The sequence below is a fragment of the Noviherbaspirillum suwonense genome (genome assembly GCF_900182955.1).
GTDB lineage: Bacteria > Pseudomonadota > Gammaproteobacteria > Burkholderiales > Burkholderiaceae_D > Noviherbaspirillum_A > Noviherbaspirillum_A suwonense.
In genome coordinates, this window is sequence record NZ_FXUL01000020.1 from 64,829 (window position 1) to 86,624 (window position 21,796).

Below are 21,796 nucleotides of genomic sequence, written 5' to 3' on the forward strand. Positions count from 1 at the left end.
GCGGCACCGCGTGCTGTCGTTACTGTATGCCCAGGCCAGGCGCGGCCGGCGCGGTCGAGGGCTTCAACTGGTCGGCGCTCTTGCATTCATTGGCCAGCTGCTGCCCCTTCTTCGAATCCAGCAGGATGCCCTTGGCCGGAATGCCGATCCAGACCATGCCCTGGCGGCGGTTTTCGAAACGATGCGCGCCAGTGGTGGTCTCGACGCGGGTCAGGCGCAGCAGGCGCTTGTTCCAGCGCAGCGCGATGTGCTTGTCGTCGGCGGCGTTCGAGAAGATCGTGACCTTGTCGCCCAGCGCGCAGTCGTAGTCGAGGCCGGTCGTGCCGGCGGTGTCCGGCTCGCGGTCTTCCTCGTCCGTGCCGGCGGCTGCCGCGCCGGCGGCGCCGGCCGTGGCGGCTGCAGCGGCTGCTGCCTTGCCTTTCTTCGTCGCCTTGGCCGGCGCCTTCTTGGCGGCGGTCTTGGTGGCGGCGGTCTTGCTCGTGGCGGTCTTGCTCTTGCCGGACGTGCTGTCGGTGCCTTGCGCAGACACCGTGATGCAGGCGCCCATCAACAGTAAGGCGGTCAAAAACTTGCTCATTCAATGCTCTCCAAAGTGCGCCGCGGCGTCCGTATCGACGCCGCCGGTCGCGTATTTATAAAAGTGATCCGGCGGCCGCGGGCAGCGGAACGCCGGAAAGTCTTGCACGCTGCAGGACCGTCCAGTAATAACGATAACTGGCGCGGTCGTGCAGCGCTCCCTGGTATTGCGTCGGCCCCCACTGCGCAGCCTGGGCTGCGCTCAGGATGGCCGTCGCGGCTGCGACTTCGTCCGCCGGCGGCGCATAGGCCGCCAGGATAGGCTTGATCTGCGACGGATGGATGCTCCACATCCGGGTGAAACCGAATTCGCCGAAAGCGCGGGCCGCGTCCTGCGCAACCACGCTGGCGTCCCGGATCTCGGTGGTGACATTATGCGATGGGCACTTGCCGTTTGCATGGCAGGCGGCCGCGACGTCGGCCTTGGCCCGTGCGACCAGCGCATGGGTGAACTGGCCGGGCGAGCGCATTGCGCTGCCGGGAATCGCGCCGTAGTGGTCGGACACGAAATCCATGATGCCGAAGGACAGGCACTCGACCTGCGGCAGCGCGGCGATCTCGCGCACCGCCGCAAGGGCGCCGTGGGTCTCGATCAGCACATGGACCGGCAGGGCTTCGCGGCCGGCCTTTTCCGCATGGCCGGCGATCACGGCGAGGCCGTGCTTCACGTCGTCCAGGCTTTCCGCCTTGGGCAGCACCAGGTAGGCCAGGCGGCTTGCGGCGGCTGCGCAGATGATCGCGGTGTCGCGCTCGAAAAACGGGCTGTGGATGTCATGCACGCGGGCGCCGATGCGGCCGTGCCGGTTGTCTTCGCCCATGATCAGCGACGCGACCAGCTGCGCATGGCGTTCTTCGCTGCCGGCGGCGGCGCCGTCCTCGCAGTCGAACGTGATATCGAAAAGGGGGCCGAGCTCCTGCTGCAGCGCCATGGAACGGCGCATCAGCTTTTCGGAGCCGGCGTAATGATCGCAGGCCGGAATCGAGACCGGCCTGCGCTTGCCTTGAAAGAGGACTTTGGAGGGATGCATGTGCAGCGACGCTTCAGGTGTTGTGCGTTCTTGCTTGCCTGGCCCGCCGGCGCCTGCAGCTTGCAATTTGCAACTTGCAGGCGCCGGCGGGCCGTGGACGGAGAATTAACCGACCAGGTGGCTCACGCCGTTGCGCTCTTCCTGCAGCTCGTTCAGGGTGATGTTGATGCGCTCTTGCGAGAATGCATCGATTTCCAGGCCCTGGACGATCTTGTATTCGCCATTCTCGGTGGTGACCGGGAAGCCGAACATGGTGCCTTCCGGGATGCCGTAGGAACCGTCGGACGGGATGCCCATCGTGGTCCATTTGCCGTTGGTGCCGAGCAGCCAGTCATGCACGTGGTCGATCGCCGCGTTGGCAGCCGACGCCGCCGACGACAGGCCGCGCGCCTCGATGATGGCGGCGCCGCGCTTGCCGACGGTCGGCAGGAAGGTGTTCTTGTTCCATTCCTGGTCGTTGATCATGTCCTTGACAGCCTGGCCGTCGGCGGTTGCGAAGCGGTAATCCGCGTACATGGTCGGCGAGTGGTTGCCCCAGACGCACAGCTTCTCGATTGCCGTTACCGGCTTGCCGATCTTGGCGGCAACCTGCGACAGCGCGCGGTTGTGGTCCAGGCGCAGCATGGCGGTGAAGTTCTTTGCCGGCAGGCTCGGCGCCGATTTCATCGCGATGTAGGCATTGGTGTTGGCCGGGTTGCCGACCACGAGCACCTTGACGTTGCGCGAGGCGACGGCGTCGAGCGCCTTGCCCTGCACCGTGAAGATCTGCGCGTTGGCTTCCAGCAGGTCCTTGCGCTCCATGCCGGGGCCGCGTGGGCGGGCGCCGACCAGCAGGGCCACGTCGATGTCCTTGAACGCGGTCATCGGGTCGCTGTGGGCGGTCATGCCGGCCAGCAGCGGGAAGGCGCAGTCGTCGATCTCCATCATCACGCCCTTGAGCGCCTTCTGGGCTTTTTCGTCGGGAATCTCGAGCAGTTGCAGGATGACAGGCTGGTCCTTGCCCAGCATATCGCCATTGGCGATGCGGAACAGCAGGGAATAGCCGATCTGGCCGGCGGCGCCGGTGACGGCGACACGCATTGGGGCTTTAGCCATGTTGAATCTCCAAAGTGGTAAAGAAAAGGGCGGGTGACGCCGCCGGCGGCCGTGTTCCGGATGGCCGCCTGAATCGACAGAGCGCAATCATACCGTTGAAACTCTGTCACGTCAGCCTGTGCGGCATAATGCCGGTGGAGGAAGCGCGCGAAGCGCATGTTTCCTGCGGTCAGTGATGGCAATTTGCCACGCGAGTGTAGGTCTGCGCCCGACCTCTGTCAATGACTATCTTATATCTTATATAAGACACATAATTGAGGCGTTTTTGCTGGACGGCAAACCCGTTTTTATGGTGAAATTGATAGTTATGAGTTCAGCGGCCTCCAACCAGTCAAGCAACAACGCGTCCGGCGCCGGATCGGGGGTTGCCATTACTGCGTCGCCCACGTTCAGCCCGCTTTACCAACAGATCAAGGCACTGATCACCCAGAGCCTGCAGTCCGGCGAATGGAAGCCGGGCGAACTGATCCCCAGCGAAGTCGAACTCGCCTCCCGTTTCAAGGTCAGCCAGGGCACCGTGCGCAAGGCCATCGACGAACTGTCGGCCGAGAACCTGGTGGTGCGGCGGCAGGGCAAGGGCACGTTCGTCGCCACCCATCACGAGGAACGCGCGCACTACCGCTTCCTGCGGCTGATGCCCGACGAAGGGGAGGCGAAGCAGCCCGACAACCGCGTGGTCGAAGTCAAGCGCATGCGCGCGCCGGCCGAAGTGGCGCGTCTGCTGGACATGAAGTCCGGCGACTCGGTGATCTTCATCCGGCGCGTCCAGTCCTTCGACGGCGTGCCCACCATCCTCGACGAACTCTGGCTGCCGGGCGCGCTGTTCCGCGGCCTGACCGTCGAGCGACTGGTGGAATACAAGGGTCCGATGTACGGCCTGTTCGAGACCGAGTTCGGCACCAGGATGATCCGGGCGACGGAGCGGGTCAGGGCAGTGCTGGCGGAGCCGCAGGTCGGCGAACTGCTGGACGTGCAGCCCGGCACGCCCCTGCTCAGCGTGGAGCGCGTGTCATTCACCTACGGCGACAAGCCGGTGGAAGTGCGCCGCGGACTCTACCGCACCGATACCCATCATTACCATAACGAGTTGAGTTGAGCACAAGGGGGCTGGCGCGCGATGCCGGTGCAAATTCCGGGTGCGCGGCAGATATATGTGCAGCAAGGCATAATAGCTATTGGTGTGCTGCACAAAATCGGCGAAAATCGATGATTATTTGTTTGGAGAGGTCATAAATGTCAGAAGCCGCTAAGAAAGTCCGGCCGCAATACAGCAACATTCATATCACACAGCTCTACCACTACCGGCTGCCGGCGGCGGGCATCGTGTCCATATTGCACCGCATCAGCGGCGCGCTGATGTTCCTCCTGCTTCCCTTCACGCTCTACCTGCTCGAACGCAGCCTCACGTCCGAATCGACCTACGAATACCTGCACGGTTTCGCTTCGCAGTGGTTCGTCAAGCTCATCATCCTCGCGCTGTCCTGGGCTTACCTGCACCACTTTACGGCGGGCATCCGCCACCTGTTCATGGACATGCATTACCTCCTCAGCAAGGAAGGCTCCCGCAACTCGGCCATCACCGTGCTGGCGATCAGCCTGTTCCTGACCCTTCTGGTGGCATTGAAACTGTTTGGAGTGTTTTAAGAAAATGGCGATCGAACACAACAACATCGGCGCCAAGCGCCTAGTCGTAGGCGCGCACTACGGTTTCCGCGACTGGCTGGCGCAGCGCATCACCGCTATCGTGATGGCCCTCTACACGGTCATCCTCCTGGTCAGCTTCCTGACCAGCAGCGACTTCAGCTACAACGGCTGGGCCGGCCTGTTCGCCCGCCAGTGGTTCAAGATCGCAACCTTCGTCACGCTACTGACGATGTTCTATCACGTCTGGGTAGGCATGCGCGACATCTGGATGGACTACGTGAAGTCCGTCATCGTCCGGCTGCTGCTGCAAAGTGCCACCATCTTGTGGCTGATTGGTTGCGCCGGCTATGCGGCGCAGATTCTCTGGAGAGTGTAAAAGTGGCAGCAATCAAATCTTCCATTCCTTCCCGTCGCTTCGACGTCGTCATCGTCGGCGCGGGCGGGTCCGGCATGCGCGCATCCCTGCAGCTGGCGGAAGCCGGCCTGAACGTGGCGGTGCTGTCCAAGGTTTTCCCGACCCGTTCGCATACGGTCGCGGCGCAGGGCGGCGTCGGCGCGTCCCTGGGCAACATGTCCGAGGACAACTGGTACTGGCACATGTTCGACACCGTCAAGGGTGGCGACTATCTCGGCGACCAGGACGCCATCGAATTCATGTGCCGCGAGGCGCCCAAGGTCGTCTACGAGCTCGAGCACTTCGGCATGCCGTTCGACCGCAACCCGGACGGCACGATTTACCAGCGTCCTTTCGGCGGCCATACCGCGAACTTCGGTGAGAAGCCGGTGCAGCGCGCCTGCGCCGCGGCCGACCGCACCGGCCACGCGATGCTGCATACGCTGTACCAGCGCAACGTGCGCGCCCGGACCCACTTCTTCGTCGAGTGGATGGCGATCGACCTGATCCGCGACGCCGACGGCGACGTGCTCGGCGTGGTCGCGCTGGAAATGGAAACCGGCGAAGTGATGATGCTGGAAGCGAAGACCACCATCCTCGCCACCGGCGGCGCCGGCCGCATCTGGGCCGCGTCGACCAACGCCTTCATCAACACCGGCGACGGCATGGGCATGGCGGCACGCGCCGGCCTGCCGCTGGAAGACATGGAGTTCTGGCAGTTCCACCCGACCGGCGTGGCCGGCGCGGGCGTGCTGATCACCGAGGGCGTGCGCGGCGAGGGCGGCATCCTGATCAACAGCAACGGCGAACGCTTCATGGAGCGCTATGCGCCGACGCTGAAGGACCTGGCGCCGCGCGACTTCGTGTCCCGTTCGATGGACCAGGAGATCAAGGAAGGCCGCGGCTGCGGTCCCAACAAGGACCACGTGCTGCTGGACCTGCGCCATATCGGCGCCGAGACCATCCAGAAGCGCCTGCCGTCCATCCTCGAGATCGGCCACAAGTTCGCCAACGTCGACGCGACCAAGGAACCGATTCCCGTCGTGCCGACCATCCACTACCAGATGGGCGGCATCCCGACCAATATCTACGGCCAGGTCGTCGCGCCGAAGAACGGCAACCCGAACGAGATCGTCAACGGTCTGTATGCGGTCGGCGAATGCGCATGCGTGTCGGTCCACGGCGCGAACCGCCTGGGCACCAATTCGCTGCTCGACCTGCTGGTGTTCGGCCGCGCGGCCGGCAACCACGTGGTGCAGAGCAACCTGAAGCAGCGCAGCAACAAGGACCTGCCGGCGGATGCGGCCGACCTCGCGCTGTCGCGCATGGCGCGGCTCGAAGCCTCGACCGGCTCCGAGCGGGTGCAGGACGTGGCCAACGCGATCCGCGCATCGATGCAGCATTTCTGCGGCGTGTTCCGCACCGACGAGTTGCTGCAGGCGGGCTACAAGGAAATCATGGAGCTTGACGAGCGGCGCAAGCATGTGTCGTTCAAGGACAAGTCCAAGGTGTTCAACACCGCGCGCGTCGAGGCGCTGGAGCTGGACAACCTGATCGAGACGGCGAAGGCGACCATTACATCGGCCGCTGCCCGCAAGGAATCGCGCGGCGCGCATGCGCACCGCGATTTCGAAAAGAGGGACGACGAAAACTGGATGAAGCACACGCTGTTCTACTCCGAAGGCAACCGCCTCGAGTACAAGCCTGTGATCACCAAGCCGTTGACGGTGGAGACGTTCAAGCCTAAAGCACGCACATTCTGAGAGAACACAACACCATGCCACGCACAGTCAAATTCAAGATTTACCGCTACGATCCGGACAAGGACAAGAAGCCTTACATGCAGGACCTGACGGTCGAGCTGAAGGACACCGACAAGATGCTGCTGGACGCGCTGCAGCGCATCAAGGCCGACGTCGACGACACGCTGTCGCTGCGCCGTTCGTGCCGCGAAGGCGTCTGCGGTTCCGACGCGATGAACATCAACGGCAAGAACGGGCTGGCCTGCACGACCAACCTCAACGAGCTGTCGCAGCCCATCGTGCTGCGTCCGCTGCCGGGCCTGCCGGTCATTCGCGACCTGATCGTCGACATGACCAACTTCTTCAAGCAGTATCACTCGATCAAGCCATTCCTGATCAACAATACGATACCGCCGGAGAAGGAGCGCCTGCAGTATCCGGCCGAGCGAGAAGAGCTCGATGGCCTGTACGAGTGCATCCTGTGCGCCTGCTGCTCGACCTCGTGCCCGTCGTTCTGGTGGAACCCGGACAAGTTCGTCGGCCCGGCCGGCCTGCTGCAAGCCTACCGCTTCATCGCGGACAGCCGCGACGAAGCGACCGGCGAGCGCCTGGACAACCTCGAAGATCCGTACCGCCTGTTCCGCTGCCATTCGATCATGAACTGCGTCGACGTCTGCCCGAAGGGCCTGAGCCCCAACGCAGCCATCGGCAAGATCAAGGAACTGCTGGTCCGCCGCGCGGTGTAACGGGCAGGCCGGGCCTTGACGCCCGGCCTGCCAGCCCGATGCCAGGCGCATGCCGCGCGCATCGGGCCGTTTGATAGAAGAGCCCATGTCTGCCAACCATCAAAGCGATCCCCACAACCGTGCCCGGCTGCGCTGGCGCAGCCGGCGCGGGCTGCTGGAAAACGACATCCTGCTTACCCGCTTCCTCGACGAGTTCGAAGAGGCGATGACGGATGAAGAGGTGGATGCCTATACCCGCCTGATGGACCTGACCGACAACGACCTGATGGATCTGCTGCTGGCCCGCAAGGAGCCGGCCGGCGAGGTCGACCTGCCGCATGTGCATGCATTGCTGAAGCGCCTGCGGCAGGCTTGATCCGACGCCATCGGCTGGTGCGGTTTTTGTACTAGCATCCCCCTATCGATAAACTGCTCAACAGAAGGAAGAGCCATGACCCAATCTGACAACAAAGCCACGCTGTCGTTTTCCGACGGTTCACCCTCGCTGGATTTCCCGATCTACAAGGGCACCATCGGTCCGGACGTCATCGACATTCGCAAGCTCTATGGCTCCACGGGCAGCTTTACCTACGACCCGGGCTTCATGTCGACCGCTGCCTGCAACTCGTCGATCACCTACATCGACGGCGACAAGGGCGAACTGCTGTATCGCGGCTTCCCGATCGAGCAGCTGGCCGTCAATTGCGATTTCCTCGAGACCTGCTACCTGCTCCTGAACGGCGAACTGCCGAACGCGAAGCAGAAGAATGTCTTCGTCGACACCGTGACCAAGCACACGATGGTCCACGAGCAGATGCAATTCTTCTTCCGCGGCTTCCGTCGCGACGCGCACCCGATGTCGGTGCTGGTCGGCACCGTCGGCGCGCTGGCGTCCTTCTACCATGACTCGCTGGACATCAACGACCCGCATCACCGCGAAGTGTCGGCGATCCGCCTGATCGCCAAGATGCCGACGCTGGTCGCGATGGCCTACAAGTATTCGGTCGGGCAGCCTTTCGTCTACCCGCGCAACGACCTGTCGTACAGCGCGAACTTCATGCACATGATGTTCTCGACGCCCTGCGAAGAGTACAAGGTCAACGACGTGCTGGTGCGCGCGCTGGACCGCATCCTGATCCTGCATGCGGATCACGAGCAGAATGCGTCGACCTCGACCGTCCGCCTGTCCGGTTCGTCCGGCGCCAATCCGTTCGCCTGTATCGCAGCCGGCATCGCCTGCCTGTGGGGCCCGGCGCACGGCGGCGCCAACGAGGCGGCGCTCAACATGCTCAAGGAAATCGGTTCGGTCGACAAGATCGGCGAGTTCGTCAAGCAGGTCAAGGACAAGAACTCCGGCGTCAAGCTGATGGGCTTCGGTCACCGCGTCTACAAGAACTACGACCCGCGCGCCAAGCTGATGCGCGAAACCTGCCACGAAGTGCTGGCCGAACTGGGCCTGGAAAACGACCCGCTGTTCAAGCTGGCGATGGCGCTGGAAAAAGTGGCGCTGGAAGACGAATACTTCGTGTCGCGCAAGCTGTACCCGAACGTCGACTTCTACTCGGGCATCGTGCAGTCGGCGCTGGGCATCCCGGTCTCGCTGTTCACCGGCATCTTCGCAATGGCCCGCACCGTGGGCTGGATCGCTCAGTGGAACGAGATGATCTCCGACCCGGAACAGAAGATCGGCCGTCCGCGCCAGCTGTATGTCGGCGCAACCCGCCGCGACGTGCCGGCAATGGACAAGCGCGCATAAGCGACTTCACGTTATGCAAAAACCCCGGCGCCGCAAGGCCCCGGGGTTTTTTTACGTCACTCAATCGCGTAGGGTGCAATAAGCGCCAGCGCATTACACCATCCCGCCGGTGAGCCGGGCGTTATCCGTTTGCGACCCGCGGTGTGACGCGCTTCGCGTGTTACACCCTATGAATCCGGTGTGGTGCCCCGTGTCGTATCGCGGCGGCAACCCTGTCGGCGCCATGGCTTCTATGCTATCCTCCTGCACTTGATTCCACTTCGTGGTACAGGTCAAACAGGTCCTTCCCCACAACTTGATGTGCAATCCGCTAACCGGTCAGGCCGTGTCGCGGAAGGTTAAGCAACCCGCTAATCTCGCGAAACGCGAAGAAAGGTGAGCAAGATGATGCAGCAGTATTTGTCCAATTCCTACCTGTTCGGAGGAAACGCACCGTACGTTGAAGAACTGTACGAAGCGTACCTGAACAATCCCGGCTCGGTGCCTGACAACTGGCGCGCGTATTTCGACGCGATGCAGCACGTGCCTGCCGCCGACGGCACCACCCGTCCCGACGTACCCCACGCTCCCGTCATCGCCTCTTTCGCCGAACGCGCGAAGCAGGGTCCGATCCGCACCGTCACCGCATCCACCGATGCGGAAATGGGCCGCAAGCGCGTCGCCGCGACGCAGCTGATCGCCGCCTACCGCTTCCTCGGCTCGCGCTGGGCCAACCTCGACCCGCTGCAGCGCCAGGAGCGCCCCAGCATTCCCGAACTGGAGCCGAGCTTCTACGGCTTCACCGATGCCGACATGGACATCGTGTTCAACATCAGCAATACCTACTTCGGCGCCGAGACCGCGTCGCTGCGCGACCTGCTCAATGCGCTGCGCGACACCTATTGTCGGTCCATCGGTTCCGAGTTCATGTACATCACCGACCCCGGTGAAAAGCGCTGGCTGCAGGAGCGCCTGGAATCGGTCCGCGCGACCCCGACCTTCACCGCGGAGAAGAAGCGCCACATTCTCGAGCGCCTGACCGCGGCCGAAGGCCTGGAGCGCTACCTGCACACCCGCTACGTCGGCCAGAAGCGCTTCTCGCTGGAAGGCGGCGAGAGCTTCATCGCATCGCTCGACGAGACCATCCAGCGCGCTGGTGAAAAGGGCGTGCAGGAAATCGTGATCGGCATGGCCCACCGCGGCCGCCTGAACGTGCTGGTCAACATCCTCGGCAAGATGCCGCAGGAACTGTTCGCCGAGTTCGAAGGCAAGCATGCGGACGACCTGCCGGCCGGCGACGTCAAGTATCACCAGGGCTTCTCGTCCGACGTCACCACGCCTGGCGGCCCGGTCCACCTGTCGCTCGCATTCAACCCGTCGCACCTCGAGATCGTCAACCCGGTGGTCGAAGGCTCGGTCAAGGCCCGTATGGAACGCCGCGGCGACAAGGACGGCGCGCAGGTCCTGCCTATCCTGGTCCACGGCGACGCCGCATTCGCCGGCCAGGGCGTCGTGATGGAAACGCTGAACCTGGCGCAGACCCGCGGCTACGGCACCGGCGGCACCGTGCATATCGTCATCAACAACCAGATCGGCTTCACCACGTCCGACCCGCGCGACTCGCGTTCGACGCTGTACTGCTCGGACGTCGTCAAGATGATCGAGGCGCCGGTGCTGCACGTGAACGCGGACGACCCGGAAGCCGTCGTGTTCGCGACCCAGATCGCGATGGACTACCGCGTCGAGTTCAAGAAGGACATCGTCGTCGACATCATCTGCTACCGCAAGCTGGGTCACAACGAGCAGGACACCCCGGCGCTGACGCAGCCGCTGATGTACAAGAAGATCGCCAAGCACCCTGGCACCCGCAAGCTGTACGCGGACAAGCTGGCGACCCAGAACACCATCTCCGCCGACACCGGCGACGAGATGGTCAAGGCCTACCGCGATGCGATGGATGCCGGCCGTCACACGGTGGACCCGGTGATCTCCAACTTCAAGAGCAAGTACGCGGTCGACTGGATGCCGTTCCTGAACCGCAAGTGGACCGACGCCGCGGACACCGCGGTGCCGCTGGCCGAACTGAAGCGCCTGGCGACCCGCATCACCACGGTGCCGGAAAACTTCAAGCCGCACTCGCTGGTGGAAAAGGTGCTGGCAGACCGCGCAGCCATGGGCCGCGGCGAGCTCAACCTCGACTGGGGCATGGGCGAGCATCTCGCCTATGCGTCGCTGGTGTCGTCGGGCTACGCCATCCGCCTGACCGGCCAGGACGCCGGCCGCGGCACCTTCGTGCATCGCCATTCGGTGCTGCATGACCAGAACCGCGAGCGCTGGGATGCGGGTTCCTATATCCCGCTGCAGAATGTCTCCGACCAGCAGGCCCCGTTCACCGTGATCGACTCGGTGCTGTCGGAAGAAGCGGTGCTGGGCTTTGAATACGGCTACTCGACCGCCGAGCCGAACACGCTGACGATCTGGGAAGCGCAGTTCGGCGACTTCGCCAACGGCGCGCAGGTCGTGATCGACCAGTTCATCAGCTCCGGCGAAGTGAAATGGGGCCGTGCATCGGGCCTGGTCATGATGCTGCCGCACGGCTACGAAGGGCAGGGCCCGGAGCACTCGTCGGCACGCCTCGAGCGCTACTTGCAGCTGTGCGCGGACAACAACATGCAGGTGGTGCAGCCGACGACGGCCGCGCAGATCTTCCACCTGCTGCGCCGCCAGATGATCCGGCTGTTCAGGAAGCCCCTGGTCATCATGACGCCGAAGTCGCTGCTGCGTAACAAGGATGCGGGTTCGCCGCTGGCCGACCTGGCCAAGGGCTCGTTCCAGACCGTGATCGGCGAGGTCGACGAGAAGATCGACCCGCGCAAGGTCAAGCGCGTGATCGCCTGCTCGGGCAAGGTGTACTACGACCTGGTCAACGCCCGCAAGGAGCGCGGCCAGACCGACACCGCCATCATCCGCGTCGAACAGCTGTATCCGTTCCCGCACAAGGCGTTCGCCGCCGAACTGAAGAAGTTCCCGGCCTACACCGAGGTGGTATGGGCGCAGGACGAGCCGCAGAATCAGGGACCATGGTTCCAGATCCAGCACAACATCTTCGAGAACATCGACGATGGACGCAAGCTGGCTTATGCAGGCCGCCCGGCCAGCGCATCGCCTGCTGTCGGCTACTACGACAAGCACTATGCGCAGCAGAAAGCCCTGATCGACACGGCCTTCTCGAAGCTCAAGGGCTTCGTCCTCACCAAATAAGAAAAACCTTTTCGCGCGCCGTCCCCGAGGGGGCGGCGCTGCGCCTATACAGAAACGGAGTAATACATGGCAATTCTCGAAGTCAAGGTTCCCCAGCTGTCGGAGTCGGTCGCCGAAGCGACCCTGCTGCAATGGCACAAGAAGGTCGGCGAAGCCGTCACCCGCGACGAGAACCTGATCGATATCGAGACCGACAAGGTCGTCCTCGAACTTCCCGCGCCCGATGCCGGCGTGATCACTGAAATCCTCAAGGCGGACGGCAGCATGGTCGTCGCCGGCGAGATCATCGCCAAGATCGATACCGAGGCAAGCGCCGGCGCCGTGGCCCCCGCAGCCGCTGCGCCAGCCGCCGCCGCCGCACCCGCTGCCGCGCCTGCCGCAGACCCGGTCAGCGCTGCCATCGCCGGCCTGGCCGCGAAGGCGTCCTCCGGCGTCGCAATGCCTGCCGCCGCGAAGATGCTCGCTGAAAACAACATGGCCGCAGGCGATGTCGCCGGCAGCGGCCGCGACGGCCGTGTGACCAAGGGCGACGTGCTGGGCAAGCTGGAAGCCCGTCCGGCAGCGCCTGCCGCCGCGCCGGCCGCTCCGGCCGCCGCACCGGCGAAGGCGCCGCTGCCGCAGGTCGCGCCGCCGACCGTCGCCAACCTCGGCGACCGTCCGGAAGAGCGTGTGCCGATGAGCCGCCTGCGCGCGCGCATCGCCGAGCGCCTGGTGCAGTCGCAGTCGACCAACGCGATCCTGACCACGTTCAACGAAGTCAACATGCAGCCGGTGATGGACCTGCGGACCAAGTACAAGGACAAGTTCGAGAAGGAGCACGGCGTCAAGCTGGGCTTCATGTCCTTCTTCGTCAAGGCCGCCGTTGCCGCGCTGAAGAAGTACCCGATCATCAATGCGTCGGTCGATGGCAATGACATCGTCTACCACGGCTACTTCGACATCGGCATCGCTGTCGGTTCGCCGCGCGGCCTGGTCGTGCCCATCCTGCGCAATGCGGACCAGATGTCGATCGCCGAGATCGAAAAGAAGATCGGCGAATTCGGCACCAAGGCCAAGGACGGCAAGCTGACGCTGGACGACCTGTCCGGCGGAACCTTCTCGATCTCCAACGGCGGCACGTTCGGCTCGATGCTGTCGACCCCGATCATCAACCCGCCGCAGTCGGCCATCCTGGGCGTGCATGCGACCAAGGACCGCGCGGTGGTCGAGAACGGCCAGATCGTGATCCGTCCGATGAACTACCTGGCGATGTCCTACGACCACCGGATCATCGACGGCCGCGAAGCGGTGCTCGGCCTGGTGGCGATGAAGGAAGCGCTGGAAGACCCGGCCCGCCTGCTGCTCGACCTGTAAATAGCGCCGGCAAACGATGGCGGCCACGAGCCGCCATTGTTTTTACTGCGCGCATTGACCAAGCAATCCAAGGAATAATATGGCAAAGAATTTTGATCTGGTGGTGATCGGCGGCGGCCCTGGCGGCTACATTGCCGCAATCCGCGCCGCCCAACTCGGCTTCAACGTGGCCTGCGTCGACGAGTGGAAGAACGAGAAGGGCGGACCCGCGCCCGGCGGCACCTGCACCAATGTCGGCTGCATCCCGTCGAAGGCGCTGCTGCAGTCGTCGGAGAATTTCGAGCATGCCGGCCATGCGTTCGCCGACCATGGCATCAATGTGCAAGGCCTGTCGCTGGACCTGCAGAAAATGCTGGGCCGGAAGAACAACGTCGTCAAGCAGAACAACGACGGCATCCTGTTCCTGTTCAAGAAGAACAAGGTAGCGTTTTTCCACGGCCGCGCGTCGTTCGTCAAGGCGGCCGACGGCGGCTATGAGCTCGCGGTTGCCGGCGCTGCCGCCGAAACCCTGGTGGCCAAGCACGTGATCGTCGCCACCGGCTCGAATGCCCGCGAACTGCCGGGCGCGCCGTTCGACGAGCAGCGCATCCTGTCCAATGTCGGCGCGCTGGCCATCCAGGAAGTGCCGAAGAAGCTGGGCGTGATCGGCGCCGGCGTGATCGGCCTGGAAATGGGCAGCGTCTGGCGTCGCCTCGGCGCGGAAGTCACCGTGCTCGAAGCGCTGCCGACCTTCCTCGGCGCGGTCGACCAGCAGGTCGCAAAGGAAGCGCACAAGCTGTTCACCAAGCAGGGCCTGTCGATCAGCCTCGGCGTGAAGATCGGCGCGATCGCTGCGAACGACAACGGCGTCACCGTCGAGTATGTCGATGACAAGGGCGCGGCGCAGAAGGGCGAGTTCGACCGCCTGATCGTCTCCATCGGCCGCGTCCCCAACACCATCGGCCTGCAGGCCGACGCGGTCGGGCTGCAGCTCGACGAGCGCGGCTTCATCAAGGTCGACGACGAGTGCCGCACCAACCTGCCCAATGTCTGGGCGGTGGGCGACGTCGTGCGCGGCCCGATGCTGGCGCACAAGGCCGAGGAAGAGGGCGTGGCGGTTGCCGAGCGCATCGCCGGCCAGCATGGCCACGTCAACTTCAACACCATTCCATGGGTGATCTACACTTCGCCGGAAATCGCGTGGGTCGGCAAGACCGAGCAGCAGCTGAAGGATGAAGGCGTCGCCTACAAGGCAGGCACCTTCCCGTTCCTGGCCAACGGCCGCGCGCGGGCGCTGGGCGATACGTCCGGCATGGTCAAGTTCCTGGCCGATGCGAAGACCGACGAAATCCTCGGCGTCCACATGGTCGGCCCGATGGTCTCCGAGCTGATCTCGGAAGCGGTGGTGGCGATGGAATTCCGCGCGTCGTCGGAAGACATTGCGCGTATCTGCCACGCCCATCCGTCGCTGTCGGAAGCGACCAAGGAAGCGGCGCTCGCCGTCGAGAAACGTTCGTTGAATTTCTGAGTCGAACCCGGGTTACCGGAGAAGACGATGATGACAATGAAGAAGCTGTGCAGGCTGTCGGGCGTGCTGTCGATAACGCTGGCGCTGGGGGCATGCGCGACATCCCCCGTCAGCAATGACCTCGGCATCGAGACGGCCAGCGCCGGGCAGTTCCTGCCCGGTGCGAACTGCACGGTGCAGTCGGCGGAAGGCAGCTTCGCGGTGGTGACCCCGGCGACCGTGCCGGTCCGTAATAAGCCCGGCGACTTGCGGGTGGTATGCGACAGGCAGGGTTACCGGACGTCCGAGGTGATCTACCGCGGCCTGGGCTACGGTGGCTACAGCGGCTACGGCGGCCCCAGCGTCGGGCTGGGCCTGGGCGGAGGAGGCGGCAATGTCGGCTTCGGCCTTGGCTTCGGGTTTCCGATCGGCGGCGGCAACAATGCGCCGTCGCGCATCGTGGTCGAGATGACGCCGCTGTAAATTCCGGCGCCGCCGCCGGCGGACCGGACGCTTCGATGGATGTTCGATACAAAGGGCGAGCTTGGTCTCGCCCATTTTCATGGCCGTGCGGCGCATGCCGGGCGGGACGATCAGATGACGGATGTGCGCGAATACTATCAACAGGCCCTGTCGGAACGCGGTTTTGCCGCCGACGAGGCGCAGCATGCGGCGGTCGAGCGGCTGCAGCGCTGTTACGAGGAATGGGTGCAGTACAAGGCGCAGCGCGCCAGCGTGTTCAAGCGCCTGATCAGCCGGCCCGAAGTGCCGCGCGGGGTCTACATGTGGGGCGGCGTCGGCCGCGGCAAGTCCTTCCTGATGGACAGCTTCTACCTGGTCGTGCCGGTGGTGCGCAAGACCCGGCTGCATTTCCATGAATTCATGCGCGGCGTCCACCGCGAGCTCGACGACCTGAAAGGCGTCGCCAATCCGCTGGACGAAGTGGCCAAGCGCATCGCCAAGAAATACCGGCTGATCTGCTTCGACGAATTCCACGTCTCCGACATCGCCGACGCGATGATCCTCTACAACCTGCTCAAGGCCATGTTCGACAACGGCGTCTCGTTCATGATGACCTCGAACTACGAGCCGGACACGCTGTACCCGAACGGCCTGCATCGCGACCGCATGCTGCCGACCATCGAGCTGCTGAAGGCGCGGCTGGACGTGATGTGCGTCGATGCCGGCATCGACTACCGGAAGCGGGCGCTGGAGCAGGTGGACGCCTATCACACTCCGCTCGGGCCGGATGCCGACCGCGAGATGCGCCATGCGTACACCCGCATTGCCGAGAGCGCCGACGAAGACCCGCTCATCCGGATCGAGGCGCGCGAGATCCGGGCGCTGCGCCGCGCCGGCGGCGTGATCTGGTTCGACTTCGCGACGCTGTGCGGCGGGCCGCGCTCGCAGAACGATTACCTGGAAATCGCCAGCCAGTTCCACACCGTGCTGCTGTCGTCCGTGCCGCGGATGTCGGCGGCGATGTCGTCGGAGGCGCGGCGCTTCACCTGGCTGATCGACGTGCTGTACGATCACAAGGTCAAGCTGCTGATGTCGGCCGAAGTGCCGGCCGAGGAACTCTATACCGAGGGCATGCTGTCCAACGAATTCCATCGCACGGTGTCGCGCATCATCGAGATGCAGTCGCGCGAATACATGGATGCCGACCGGCGCGATGTCATGGAGTCACTGTCCCGATGATCCGATACCTGCCTGCTCCCAATGCTCTGCGCGCGCTTCTGGCCGCGCTGTTCCTGCTCGCCGTGCCGCCGGCATTCGCCAGCCCGGAAGCGCTGGCGCAAAAATACCCGGCCGGGTCGATTGCGTCGGTCGAGCAGGCGGACCGGGCCATCGGCGAAGTGCAGGCGGAGCGCAAGGAAGTCGAGGCGCGCTTTGCGGATACCGAGTACGCCTGCTACACGAAGTTTTTCTCCTCGCCCTGCGTGGACAAGGCGAAGGAGCAGCGGCGCCTGGCGCTGAACCTGATCGGGCCGATCGAGGTGGAGGCCAAGGCCTACAAGCGGCGCGACACGGTGGCCCGGCGCGACAAGCTGCTCGAGGCCCAGCAGGCAAAAGAGGCGAGCGAGGCGCCGGCCCGCGCCGAGCAGGAAAAGATCAACGAACAGAAGGCCGCGCAGAAGGCGGCCGATGTCGCCGCCCGCCAGGCCGCGCCGGAGAATGCGCCGACCGGAAGGAAGCCGGCAACGCCGCGGGCCGACAACGCCCCGAAAACCGATGGCCGCGACCGCATCGCCGAACACGAGGCGCGGATGGAAAAAGCGCGCCGGCAGGAAGCGGCCGACGCGGAGAAACGGGCGAAGAATATTGCGGAGTTCGAGCGCAAGCAGCAGGAATCGCTGGAGCGGCAGCGCCGGGTCGTCGAAAAGAAGGCGGAAGCGGACAAGAAGGCGCAGGAGAGGGCGGCCAAGTCCGGGCCTTGACGGCCCATTGGTGAAGTTTTTCCCCGGCCGGGACGCGGGACGCGGCGCATCCACGGTGCGCCATGGTCATTCGCTATCCGGAAGCGCCTCCTGCCGCGAACGGCTGGGATTCAGACCGCCCGCCGTATCCCTTCCGCCTTGTAATCCTTTTTCTCGGGCGGCGGCGCAACCAGCCTCACCAGCGCCAGCGAGCAGTTATCCGCGCGGCGGCCGGCGCTGCGTTCCCGCGCTTTCGCGATCAGCAGTTCCGAGGCTTCCCGCGGGCTGCGCATGCCGATCGCGGCGCCGAGTTCGGCATCCGTGAAATAGGGCGACAGTCCGTCCGAACAGAGCAGGAAGCTGTCGCCGGCCTTCAGCCCCGCGTGGCGGCCCGCCGTGACGGTCACATTCGCGCTGGCCCCGCCCAGCGTGTTGATCAGCAGCCGCGACAGCTTCTCGCCGCCGTGGTCGTCGGGCGACAGGTTGCCGTCGGCAATCAGCTTTTCGCGATAGGAATGGTCGGTCGTGCGGAAGGCCGGGTTCGGTCCGCTGAACCGGTAGAGGCGGGAGTTGCCCGCATGCGCCCAGTGCGCGACGCCTTCCGGCGTGAGGACCAGCGCGACCATCGTGCTCTGCGGGCGTTCGCCGGAAGTGATGCGGACCAGGCTGATCATCGTGTGCGCTTCCTGCGCTATCCCGGCCAGCATGGTGTCGACGTCGTCGGTCAGCGGGGAAAACTGCTCGAAGACCTGGCGCGCGGTGCGTATCACCTGTTCTGCCGCCTGCTGCCCGCCCATGCCGGCGCCGCGGCCGTCGGCCAGCACCGCCATCATGTATCCGGCCGCGCGCGGCGCGGCGAACAGGGCTACCCGGTCCTGCTGTTCCTCCCGGTCGCCGATGTGCTGACCGGTCGCTGCTTCTATCTTGTAGTGGCTCATGCGTTCCGCTTGGATTAAACTTGCCGCCTGTCGAGAAATTTACTGAATTATCACATGCATATGTCCTCCAGGAAAGAATTGCGATGAACAGTATGGAAACATTTCCATGAGTAAGATTGCTGAAGATATCAAGAAGCGCATCATCGAATTGGAAGTCGAACACCGCGATCTCGATTCCGTGATCGACCTGCTCAGCAAGAGCACCCAGCACGAGGAATTGCAGATCCGCCGGCTGAAAAAGCGGCGCCTTCAACTGAAGGACCACATCACGCTGCTCAGGATGCAGCTGGTTCCCGACATTCCTGCCTGACCCGGGGCGGCCTGGCCTGTTAAAATGACGGTCTATTCCGGACTCTTCCGGCCGGCCTGGCCCGGCTCACCGGCATGCGCCGCATGCCTTCCACATCGCATCGAACTTGACAGCAGAACTCTCAACAGCAGGCAGCCATGGCGAGCATGACGCCGAGGTCGAACAACTTTTCGGCCCGACCGGGCCGCTGGTGGGCGCCGTGCGCGGCTTCCGGCCGAGGATGGCGCAGACCGAGATGGCGAAAGCCATCGCCGACGCGATTCTCGGCCAGAAAACCCTGATTGCCGAGGCCGGCACCGGCACCGGCAAGACCTTCGCCTACCTGGTGCCGGCGGTGCTCTGGGGCGGCAAGACCATCATCTCCACCGGCACCAAGAACCTGCAGGACCAGCTTTTCCTGCGCGACATTCCGACGGTGCGCAAGGCCCTCAACGCGCCGGTCTCGGTGGCGCTGCTGAAGGGCCGCGCCAATTACCTCTGTCATTTCCACCTCGAGCGCACGCTCCAGAACGGCCGTCTGACGACGCGCCAGGATGTCGGCAACCTCAGGGAAATCTCGCGCTTCATCAAGACCACGTCCACCGGCGACAAGGCGGAACTGTCCAGCGTCCCGGAAAATGCGCTGGTATGGAACCTGGTCACGTCGACCCGCGACACCTGCATGGGCAGCGAGTGCCAGTATTACAACGACTGCTTCGTGATGAAGGCCCGCAAGGAAGCGCAGCAGGCCGACGTGGTGGTGGTCAACCATCACCTGTTCTTCGCCGACGTCGCACTGAAGGACACCGGCGTGGCCGAACTGCTGCCGTCGGCCAACACCATCATCTTCGACGAGGCGCACCAGTTGCCGGAAACCGCGACGCTGTTCTTCGGCGACACGGTGTCGACCTCGCAGGTGGTCGAGCTGTGCCGCGACACGCTGGCCGAAGGGCTGTCCCATGCGCGGGACGGCGCCGACTGGAGCCAGGTGACCGGCGCCACCGAACTGGCGGCCCGCGACCTACGGCTGACCTTTCCGCAGGAGCCGGTCAAGCTGGCCTCGCACCAGATTGCCGCATCCAGCCCGTTCTACCCGGCGCTGGAAGCGCTGCAGGACGCGCTGGCGGCGATGATCGAAGTGCTGGAAGACCAGGCGCAGCGGGCCGAGACGCTGGAGCAGTGCCGGGTGAGGGCTGTGGAACTGGCGGCCAGGCTGGGCGCCTGGAGCGCCAGCGGCGAAAAGACCGAAGCCGACCCCGACAAGGTGCTGTGGATCGAGGCCTATGCGTCATCGCTGCAGCTGCACCAGACGCCGCTGTCGATTGCGCCCATCTTCAGCAAGCAGCGCGAGGGCACGCCGCGCAGCTGGATCTTCGCGTCGGCGACGCTGGCCGTGAAAAACGACTTCAACCATTACACCGCGCAGATGGGCATGGCCAACGAGCCGGCGCGCTCGTGGCCGAGCCCGTTCGACTATGCGAGCCAGGGACTGCTGTACGTGCCGGCCGACATGGCGCAGCCGAATGCGCCCGGCTACACCGACGCGGTGATCGACGCCGCGCTGCCGGTGATCGAGGCCGCCGGCGGCCGCGCCTTCCTGCTGTGCACGACGATACGCGCGGTCAACCGCGCCGCCGAGCGGCTGCGCGACGAGTTCGAGAAGCGGGGACTGCCGTTTCCGCTGATGGTGCAGGGCGAGGCCGGGCGCACCGAGCTGCTGGACCGGTTCCGCGCGGCCGGCAATGCGGTGCTGATCGGCAGCCAGAGTTTCTGGGAAGGGGTGGACGTGCGCGGCGAGGCGCTGTCGGTCGTCATCATCGACAAGCTGCCGTTTGCGCCGCCGGACGACCCGGTGCTGGCGGCGCGCATCGCCGCGCTGGAAAAGAAGGGGCTGAACGGCTTCGTCCATCACCAGCTGCCGTCGGCCATCATCAACCTGAAGCAGGGCGCCGGAAGGCTGATCCGCGACGAGACCGACCGCGGCGTGCTGATGATCTGCGACACGCGGCTGATCACCAAGCCGTATGGGGGCCGCATCTGGCAAAGCCTGCCGCCGTTTAAAAGGACCCGCGACCTCGCCGAGGTGCGGGCCTTCTTCGAGACGGAGCCGCTTATTTCTGCGGCTGGATGACGACCTTGCCGGTGACCTTGCGCGCCGCCATGTCGTTCAGCGCGCTCGGGGTGTCGGCCAGCGCGTAGCGGCCCGAGATATGCGGCCGGATCTTGCCTTCGGCCAGCCAGCCCATCAGTTCGCGCATGCCGGCCTGGTTGGCCTTCGGCTCGCGCCGCACGTATTCGCCCCAGAACACGCCGACCAGCGACGCGCCCTTGAGCAGCGTCAGGTTCAGCGGCAGCTTGGGGATCTCGCCGTTGGCGAAGCCGACCACGAGGTAGCGGCCGCGCCAGCCGATCGAACGGAATGCCGGTTCGGCATAGATGCCGCCGACTGGATCGTAGATCACGTCCGGGCCCTTGCCGTCGGTCGCCGCCTTGATCGCTTCCCGCAGGTCCTGGGTGCTGTAGTTGATGGTGGCGTCCGCGCCATGCTGCCTGCAGACTTCCAGCTTTTCGTCCGACGACGCCGCCGCGATCACGCGTGCGCCCAGCGCCTTGCCGATCTCGATGGCGGCCAGGCCGACGCCGCCCGCCGCGCCCAGCACCAGCATGGTTTCGCCGGCCTTGAGCTGCGCCCGGTCGACCACCGCATGGTGCGAGGTGCCGTAGGTCAGCGTGATGGCTGCCGCGGTGTCGAAGTCCATCCCGGGCGGCATCGGCATCACTGACTGCACCGGCACGGCGATCTGCTGCGCAAACGCGCCCTGGCCGACGAAGGCGATCACGCGGTCGCCCGCCTTGTACTGGGTGACGCCTTCGCCGACCGCCATCACGGTGCCGGCCAGCTCGCCGCCGGGGGTGAACGGCAGTTCGGGCTTGAACTGGTACTTGTTCTGGATGATCAGCACGTCGGGGAAGTTGACCCCGGCCGCTTCGACCTTGATCGCCACCTTGCCGGCTTCGGGAACAACGTCAGGCAAGTCCCGCACTACCAATGTGTCGGGCAGGCCCCATGCTTCACAGACGATTGCTTTCATTATGTCTCCTCAAAATAG

Annotated in this window: 20 protein-coding genes; 15 read left to right on the forward strand and 5 right to left on the reverse strand. The window is 64.5% G+C overall.

Annotated elements, in window-relative coordinates:
* Positions 1-19 precede the first annotated feature (19 nt).
* The 3 genes from QOL82_RS21545 to QOL82_RS21555 form a co-directional block, all read right to left on the reverse strand.
* Positions 20-577, reverse strand: a complete 558-nt coding sequence (locus tag QOL82_RS21545; RefSeq protein WP_283444372.1) for a hypothetical protein — start codon at positions 575-577, stop codon at positions 20-22.
* A gap of 55 nt (positions 578-632) precedes the next feature.
* Positions 633-1,604 (reverse strand): HpcH/HpaI aldolase/citrate lyase family protein, encoded by a 972-nt coding sequence (locus QOL82_RS21550; RefSeq protein ID WP_283444373.1) that lies wholly within the window; start codon positions 1,602-1,604, stop codon positions 633-635.
* Between the two features lie 105 nt (positions 1,605-1,709).
* Complete coding sequence (locus tag QOL82_RS21555) at positions 1,710-2,699, reverse strand: malate dehydrogenase (protein WP_283444374.1); 990 nt, start codon at positions 2,697-2,699, stop codon at positions 1,710-1,712.
* A gap of 307 nt (positions 2,700-3,006) precedes the next feature.
* On the opposite strand from QOL82_RS21555, the gene QOL82_RS21560 reads away from it, so the two are divergent.
* The 13 genes from QOL82_RS21560 to QOL82_RS21620 all read left to right on the forward strand — a co-directional run bounded on the left by QOL82_RS21560 (position 3,007) and on the right by QOL82_RS21620 (position 17,480).
* Positions 3,007-3,795 carry a GntR family transcriptional regulator gene (locus tag QOL82_RS21560; protein ID WP_283444375.1) on the forward strand — a complete coding sequence of 263 codons (789 nt, stop codon included), beginning with the start codon at positions 3,007-3,009 and terminating at the stop codon, positions 3,793-3,795.
* 137 nt (positions 3,796-3,932) lie between these two features.
* Entirely contained in the window at positions 3,933-4,343 is a 411-nt protein-coding gene (sdhC, locus tag QOL82_RS21565; protein ID WP_283444376.1) for a succinate dehydrogenase, cytochrome b556 subunit, read from the forward strand.
* A 4-nt stretch (positions 4,344-4,347) separates the two neighbouring features.
* Entirely contained in the window at positions 4,348-4,719 is a 372-nt protein-coding gene (sdhD, locus tag QOL82_RS21570) for a succinate dehydrogenase, hydrophobic membrane anchor protein (protein ID WP_283444377.1), read from the forward strand.
* A 2-nt stretch (positions 4,720-4,721) separates the two neighbouring features.
* Positions 4,722-6,500, forward strand: a complete 1,779-nt coding sequence (gene sdhA / locus QOL82_RS21575; protein ID WP_283444378.1) for a succinate dehydrogenase flavoprotein subunit — start codon at positions 4,722-4,724, stop codon at positions 6,498-6,500.
* Positions 6,501-6,514: 14 nt separating this feature from the next.
* Positions 6,515-7,225: a succinate dehydrogenase iron-sulfur subunit gene (locus QOL82_RS21580; protein WP_283444379.1), complete on the forward strand. Its 711-nt coding sequence runs from the start codon at positions 6,515-6,517 to the stop codon at positions 7,223-7,225.
* Positions 7,226-7,310: 85 nt separating this feature from the next.
* Positions 7,311-7,580 carry an FAD assembly factor SdhE gene (locus tag QOL82_RS21585; RefSeq protein WP_283444380.1) on the forward strand — a complete coding sequence of 90 codons (270 nt, stop codon included), beginning with the start codon at positions 7,311-7,313 and terminating at the stop codon, positions 7,578-7,580.
* A 75-nt stretch (positions 7,581-7,655) separates the two neighbouring features.
* A complete protein-coding gene (gene gltA, locus QOL82_RS21590; protein WP_283444381.1) occupies positions 7,656-8,960 on the forward strand; it encodes a citrate synthase in 1,305 nt (434 codons plus the stop codon).
* A gap of 384 nt (positions 8,961-9,344) precedes the next feature.
* The gene (locus tag QOL82_RS21595; protein WP_283444382.1) at positions 9,345-12,200 is read left to right on the forward strand and encodes a 2-oxoglutarate dehydrogenase E1 component; all 2,856 of its coding nucleotides are present in this window, start codon (positions 9,345-9,347) and stop codon (positions 12,198-12,200) included.
* Positions 12,201-12,266: 66 nt separating this feature from the next.
* Positions 12,267-13,553, forward strand: a complete 1,287-nt coding sequence (odhB, locus tag QOL82_RS21600; protein WP_283444383.1) for a 2-oxoglutarate dehydrogenase complex dihydrolipoyllysine-residue succinyltransferase — start codon at positions 12,267-12,269, stop codon at positions 13,551-13,553.
* A gap of 79 nt (positions 13,554-13,632) precedes the next feature.
* Positions 13,633-15,060 carry a dihydrolipoyl dehydrogenase gene (lpdA, locus tag QOL82_RS21605; RefSeq protein ID WP_283444384.1) on the forward strand — a complete coding sequence of 476 codons (1,428 nt, stop codon included), beginning with the start codon at positions 13,633-13,635 and terminating at the stop codon, positions 15,058-15,060.
* Positions 15,061-15,087: 27 nt separating this feature from the next.
* Complete coding sequence (locus QOL82_RS21610; RefSeq protein ID WP_283444385.1) at positions 15,088-15,522, forward strand: hypothetical protein; 435 nt, start codon at positions 15,088-15,090, stop codon at positions 15,520-15,522.
* A 114-nt stretch (positions 15,523-15,636) separates the two neighbouring features.
* Positions 15,637-16,740 carry a cell division protein ZapE gene (zapE, locus tag QOL82_RS21615; protein ID WP_283444435.1) on the forward strand — a complete coding sequence of 368 codons (1,104 nt, stop codon included), beginning with the start codon at positions 15,637-15,639 and terminating at the stop codon, positions 16,738-16,740.
* Positions 16,737-17,480, forward strand: coding sequence for a hypothetical protein (locus QOL82_RS21620; protein WP_283444386.1), 744 nt, complete (start codon positions 16,737-16,739; stop codon positions 17,478-17,480). Before zapE ends, QOL82_RS21620 begins: the two co-directional genes overlap by 4 nt.
* A 110-nt stretch (positions 17,481-17,590) precedes the next feature.
* On the opposite strand, the gene QOL82_RS21625 is transcribed toward QOL82_RS21620, so the two are convergent.
* Positions 17,591-18,397, reverse strand: coding sequence for a PP2C family protein-serine/threonine phosphatase (locus QOL82_RS21625; protein WP_283444387.1), 807 nt, complete (start codon positions 18,395-18,397; stop codon positions 17,591-17,593).
* 106 nt (positions 18,398-18,503) lie between these two features.
* Between QOL82_RS21625 and QOL82_RS21630 the strand changes: the two genes are divergently transcribed.
* Positions 18,504-18,707, forward strand: a complete 204-nt coding sequence (locus tag QOL82_RS21630; RefSeq protein WP_283444388.1) for a YdcH family protein — start codon at positions 18,504-18,506, stop codon at positions 18,705-18,707.
* A gap of 106 nt (positions 18,708-18,813) precedes the next feature.
* Complete coding sequence (yoaA, locus tag QOL82_RS21635; protein ID WP_430438523.1) at positions 18,814-20,817, forward strand: DNA repair helicase YoaA; 2,004 nt, start codon at positions 18,814-18,816, stop codon at positions 20,815-20,817.
* Here the strand turns inward: yoaA and QOL82_RS21640 are convergent.
* A complete protein-coding gene (locus tag QOL82_RS21640) occupies positions 20,798-21,778 on the reverse strand; it encodes an NADPH:quinone oxidoreductase family protein (protein WP_283444389.1) in 981 nt (326 codons plus the stop codon). The two genes, yoaA and QOL82_RS21640, sit on opposite strands and share 20 nt — an antisense overlap.
* Positions 21,779-21,796 lie beyond the last annotated feature (18 nt).

What these genes read in the sequence shown, in the direction of transcription:
- QOL82_RS21545 (WP_283444372.1), bottom strand. Translation starts at nt 577, where the DNA reads ATGAGCAAGTTTTTGACCGCCTTACTGTTGATGGGCGCCTGCATCACG.
- QOL82_RS21550 (WP_283444373.1), bottom strand. Translation starts at nt 1,604, where the DNA reads ATGCATCCCTCCAAAGTCCTCTTTCAAGGCAAGCGCAGGCCGGTCTCG.
- QOL82_RS21555 (WP_283444374.1), bottom strand. Translation starts at nt 2,699, where the DNA reads ATGGCTAAAGCCCCAATGCGTGTCGCCGTCACCGGCGCCGCCGGCCAG.
- QOL82_RS21560 (WP_283444375.1), top strand. Translation starts at nt 3,007, where the DNA reads ATGAGTTCAGCGGCCTCCAACCAGTCAAGCAACAACGCGTCCGGCGCC.
- sdhC (WP_283444376.1), top strand. Translation starts at nt 3,933, where the DNA reads ATGTCAGAAGCCGCTAAGAAAGTCCGGCCGCAATACAGCAACATTCAT.
- sdhD (WP_283444377.1), top strand. Translation starts at nt 4,348, where the DNA reads ATGGCGATCGAACACAACAACATCGGCGCCAAGCGCCTAGTCGTAGGC.
- QOL82_RS21580 (WP_283444379.1), top strand. Translation starts at nt 6,515, where the DNA reads ATGCCACGCACAGTCAAATTCAAGATTTACCGCTACGATCCGGACAAG.
- QOL82_RS21585 (WP_283444380.1), top strand. Translation starts at nt 7,311, where the DNA reads ATGTCTGCCAACCATCAAAGCGATCCCCACAACCGTGCCCGGCTGCGC.
- gltA (WP_283444381.1), top strand. Translation starts at nt 7,656, where the DNA reads ATGACCCAATCTGACAACAAAGCCACGCTGTCGTTTTCCGACGGTTCA.
- QOL82_RS21595 (WP_283444382.1), top strand. Translation starts at nt 9,345, where the DNA reads ATGATGCAGCAGTATTTGTCCAATTCCTACCTGTTCGGAGGAAACGCA.
- odhB (WP_283444383.1), top strand. Translation starts at nt 12,267, where the DNA reads ATGGCAATTCTCGAAGTCAAGGTTCCCCAGCTGTCGGAGTCGGTCGCC.
- lpdA (WP_283444384.1), top strand. Translation starts at nt 13,633, where the DNA reads ATGGCAAAGAATTTTGATCTGGTGGTGATCGGCGGCGGCCCTGGCGGC.
- QOL82_RS21610 (WP_283444385.1), top strand. Translation starts at nt 15,088, where the DNA reads ATGATGACAATGAAGAAGCTGTGCAGGCTGTCGGGCGTGCTGTCGATA.
- zapE (WP_283444435.1), top strand. Translation starts at nt 15,637, where the DNA reads ATGACGGATGTGCGCGAATACTATCAACAGGCCCTGTCGGAACGCGGT.
- QOL82_RS21620 (WP_283444386.1), top strand. Translation starts at nt 16,737, where the DNA reads ATGATCCGATACCTGCCTGCTCCCAATGCTCTGCGCGCGCTTCTGGCC.
- QOL82_RS21625 (WP_283444387.1), bottom strand. Translation starts at nt 18,397, where the DNA reads ATGAGCCACTACAAGATAGAAGCAGCGACCGGTCAGCACATCGGCGAC.
- QOL82_RS21630 (WP_283444388.1), top strand. Translation starts at nt 18,504, where the DNA reads ATGAGTAAGATTGCTGAAGATATCAAGAAGCGCATCATCGAATTGGAA.
- QOL82_RS21640 (WP_283444389.1), bottom strand. Translation starts at nt 21,778, where the DNA reads ATGAAAGCAATCGTCTGTGAAGCATGGGGCCTGCCCGACACATTGGTA.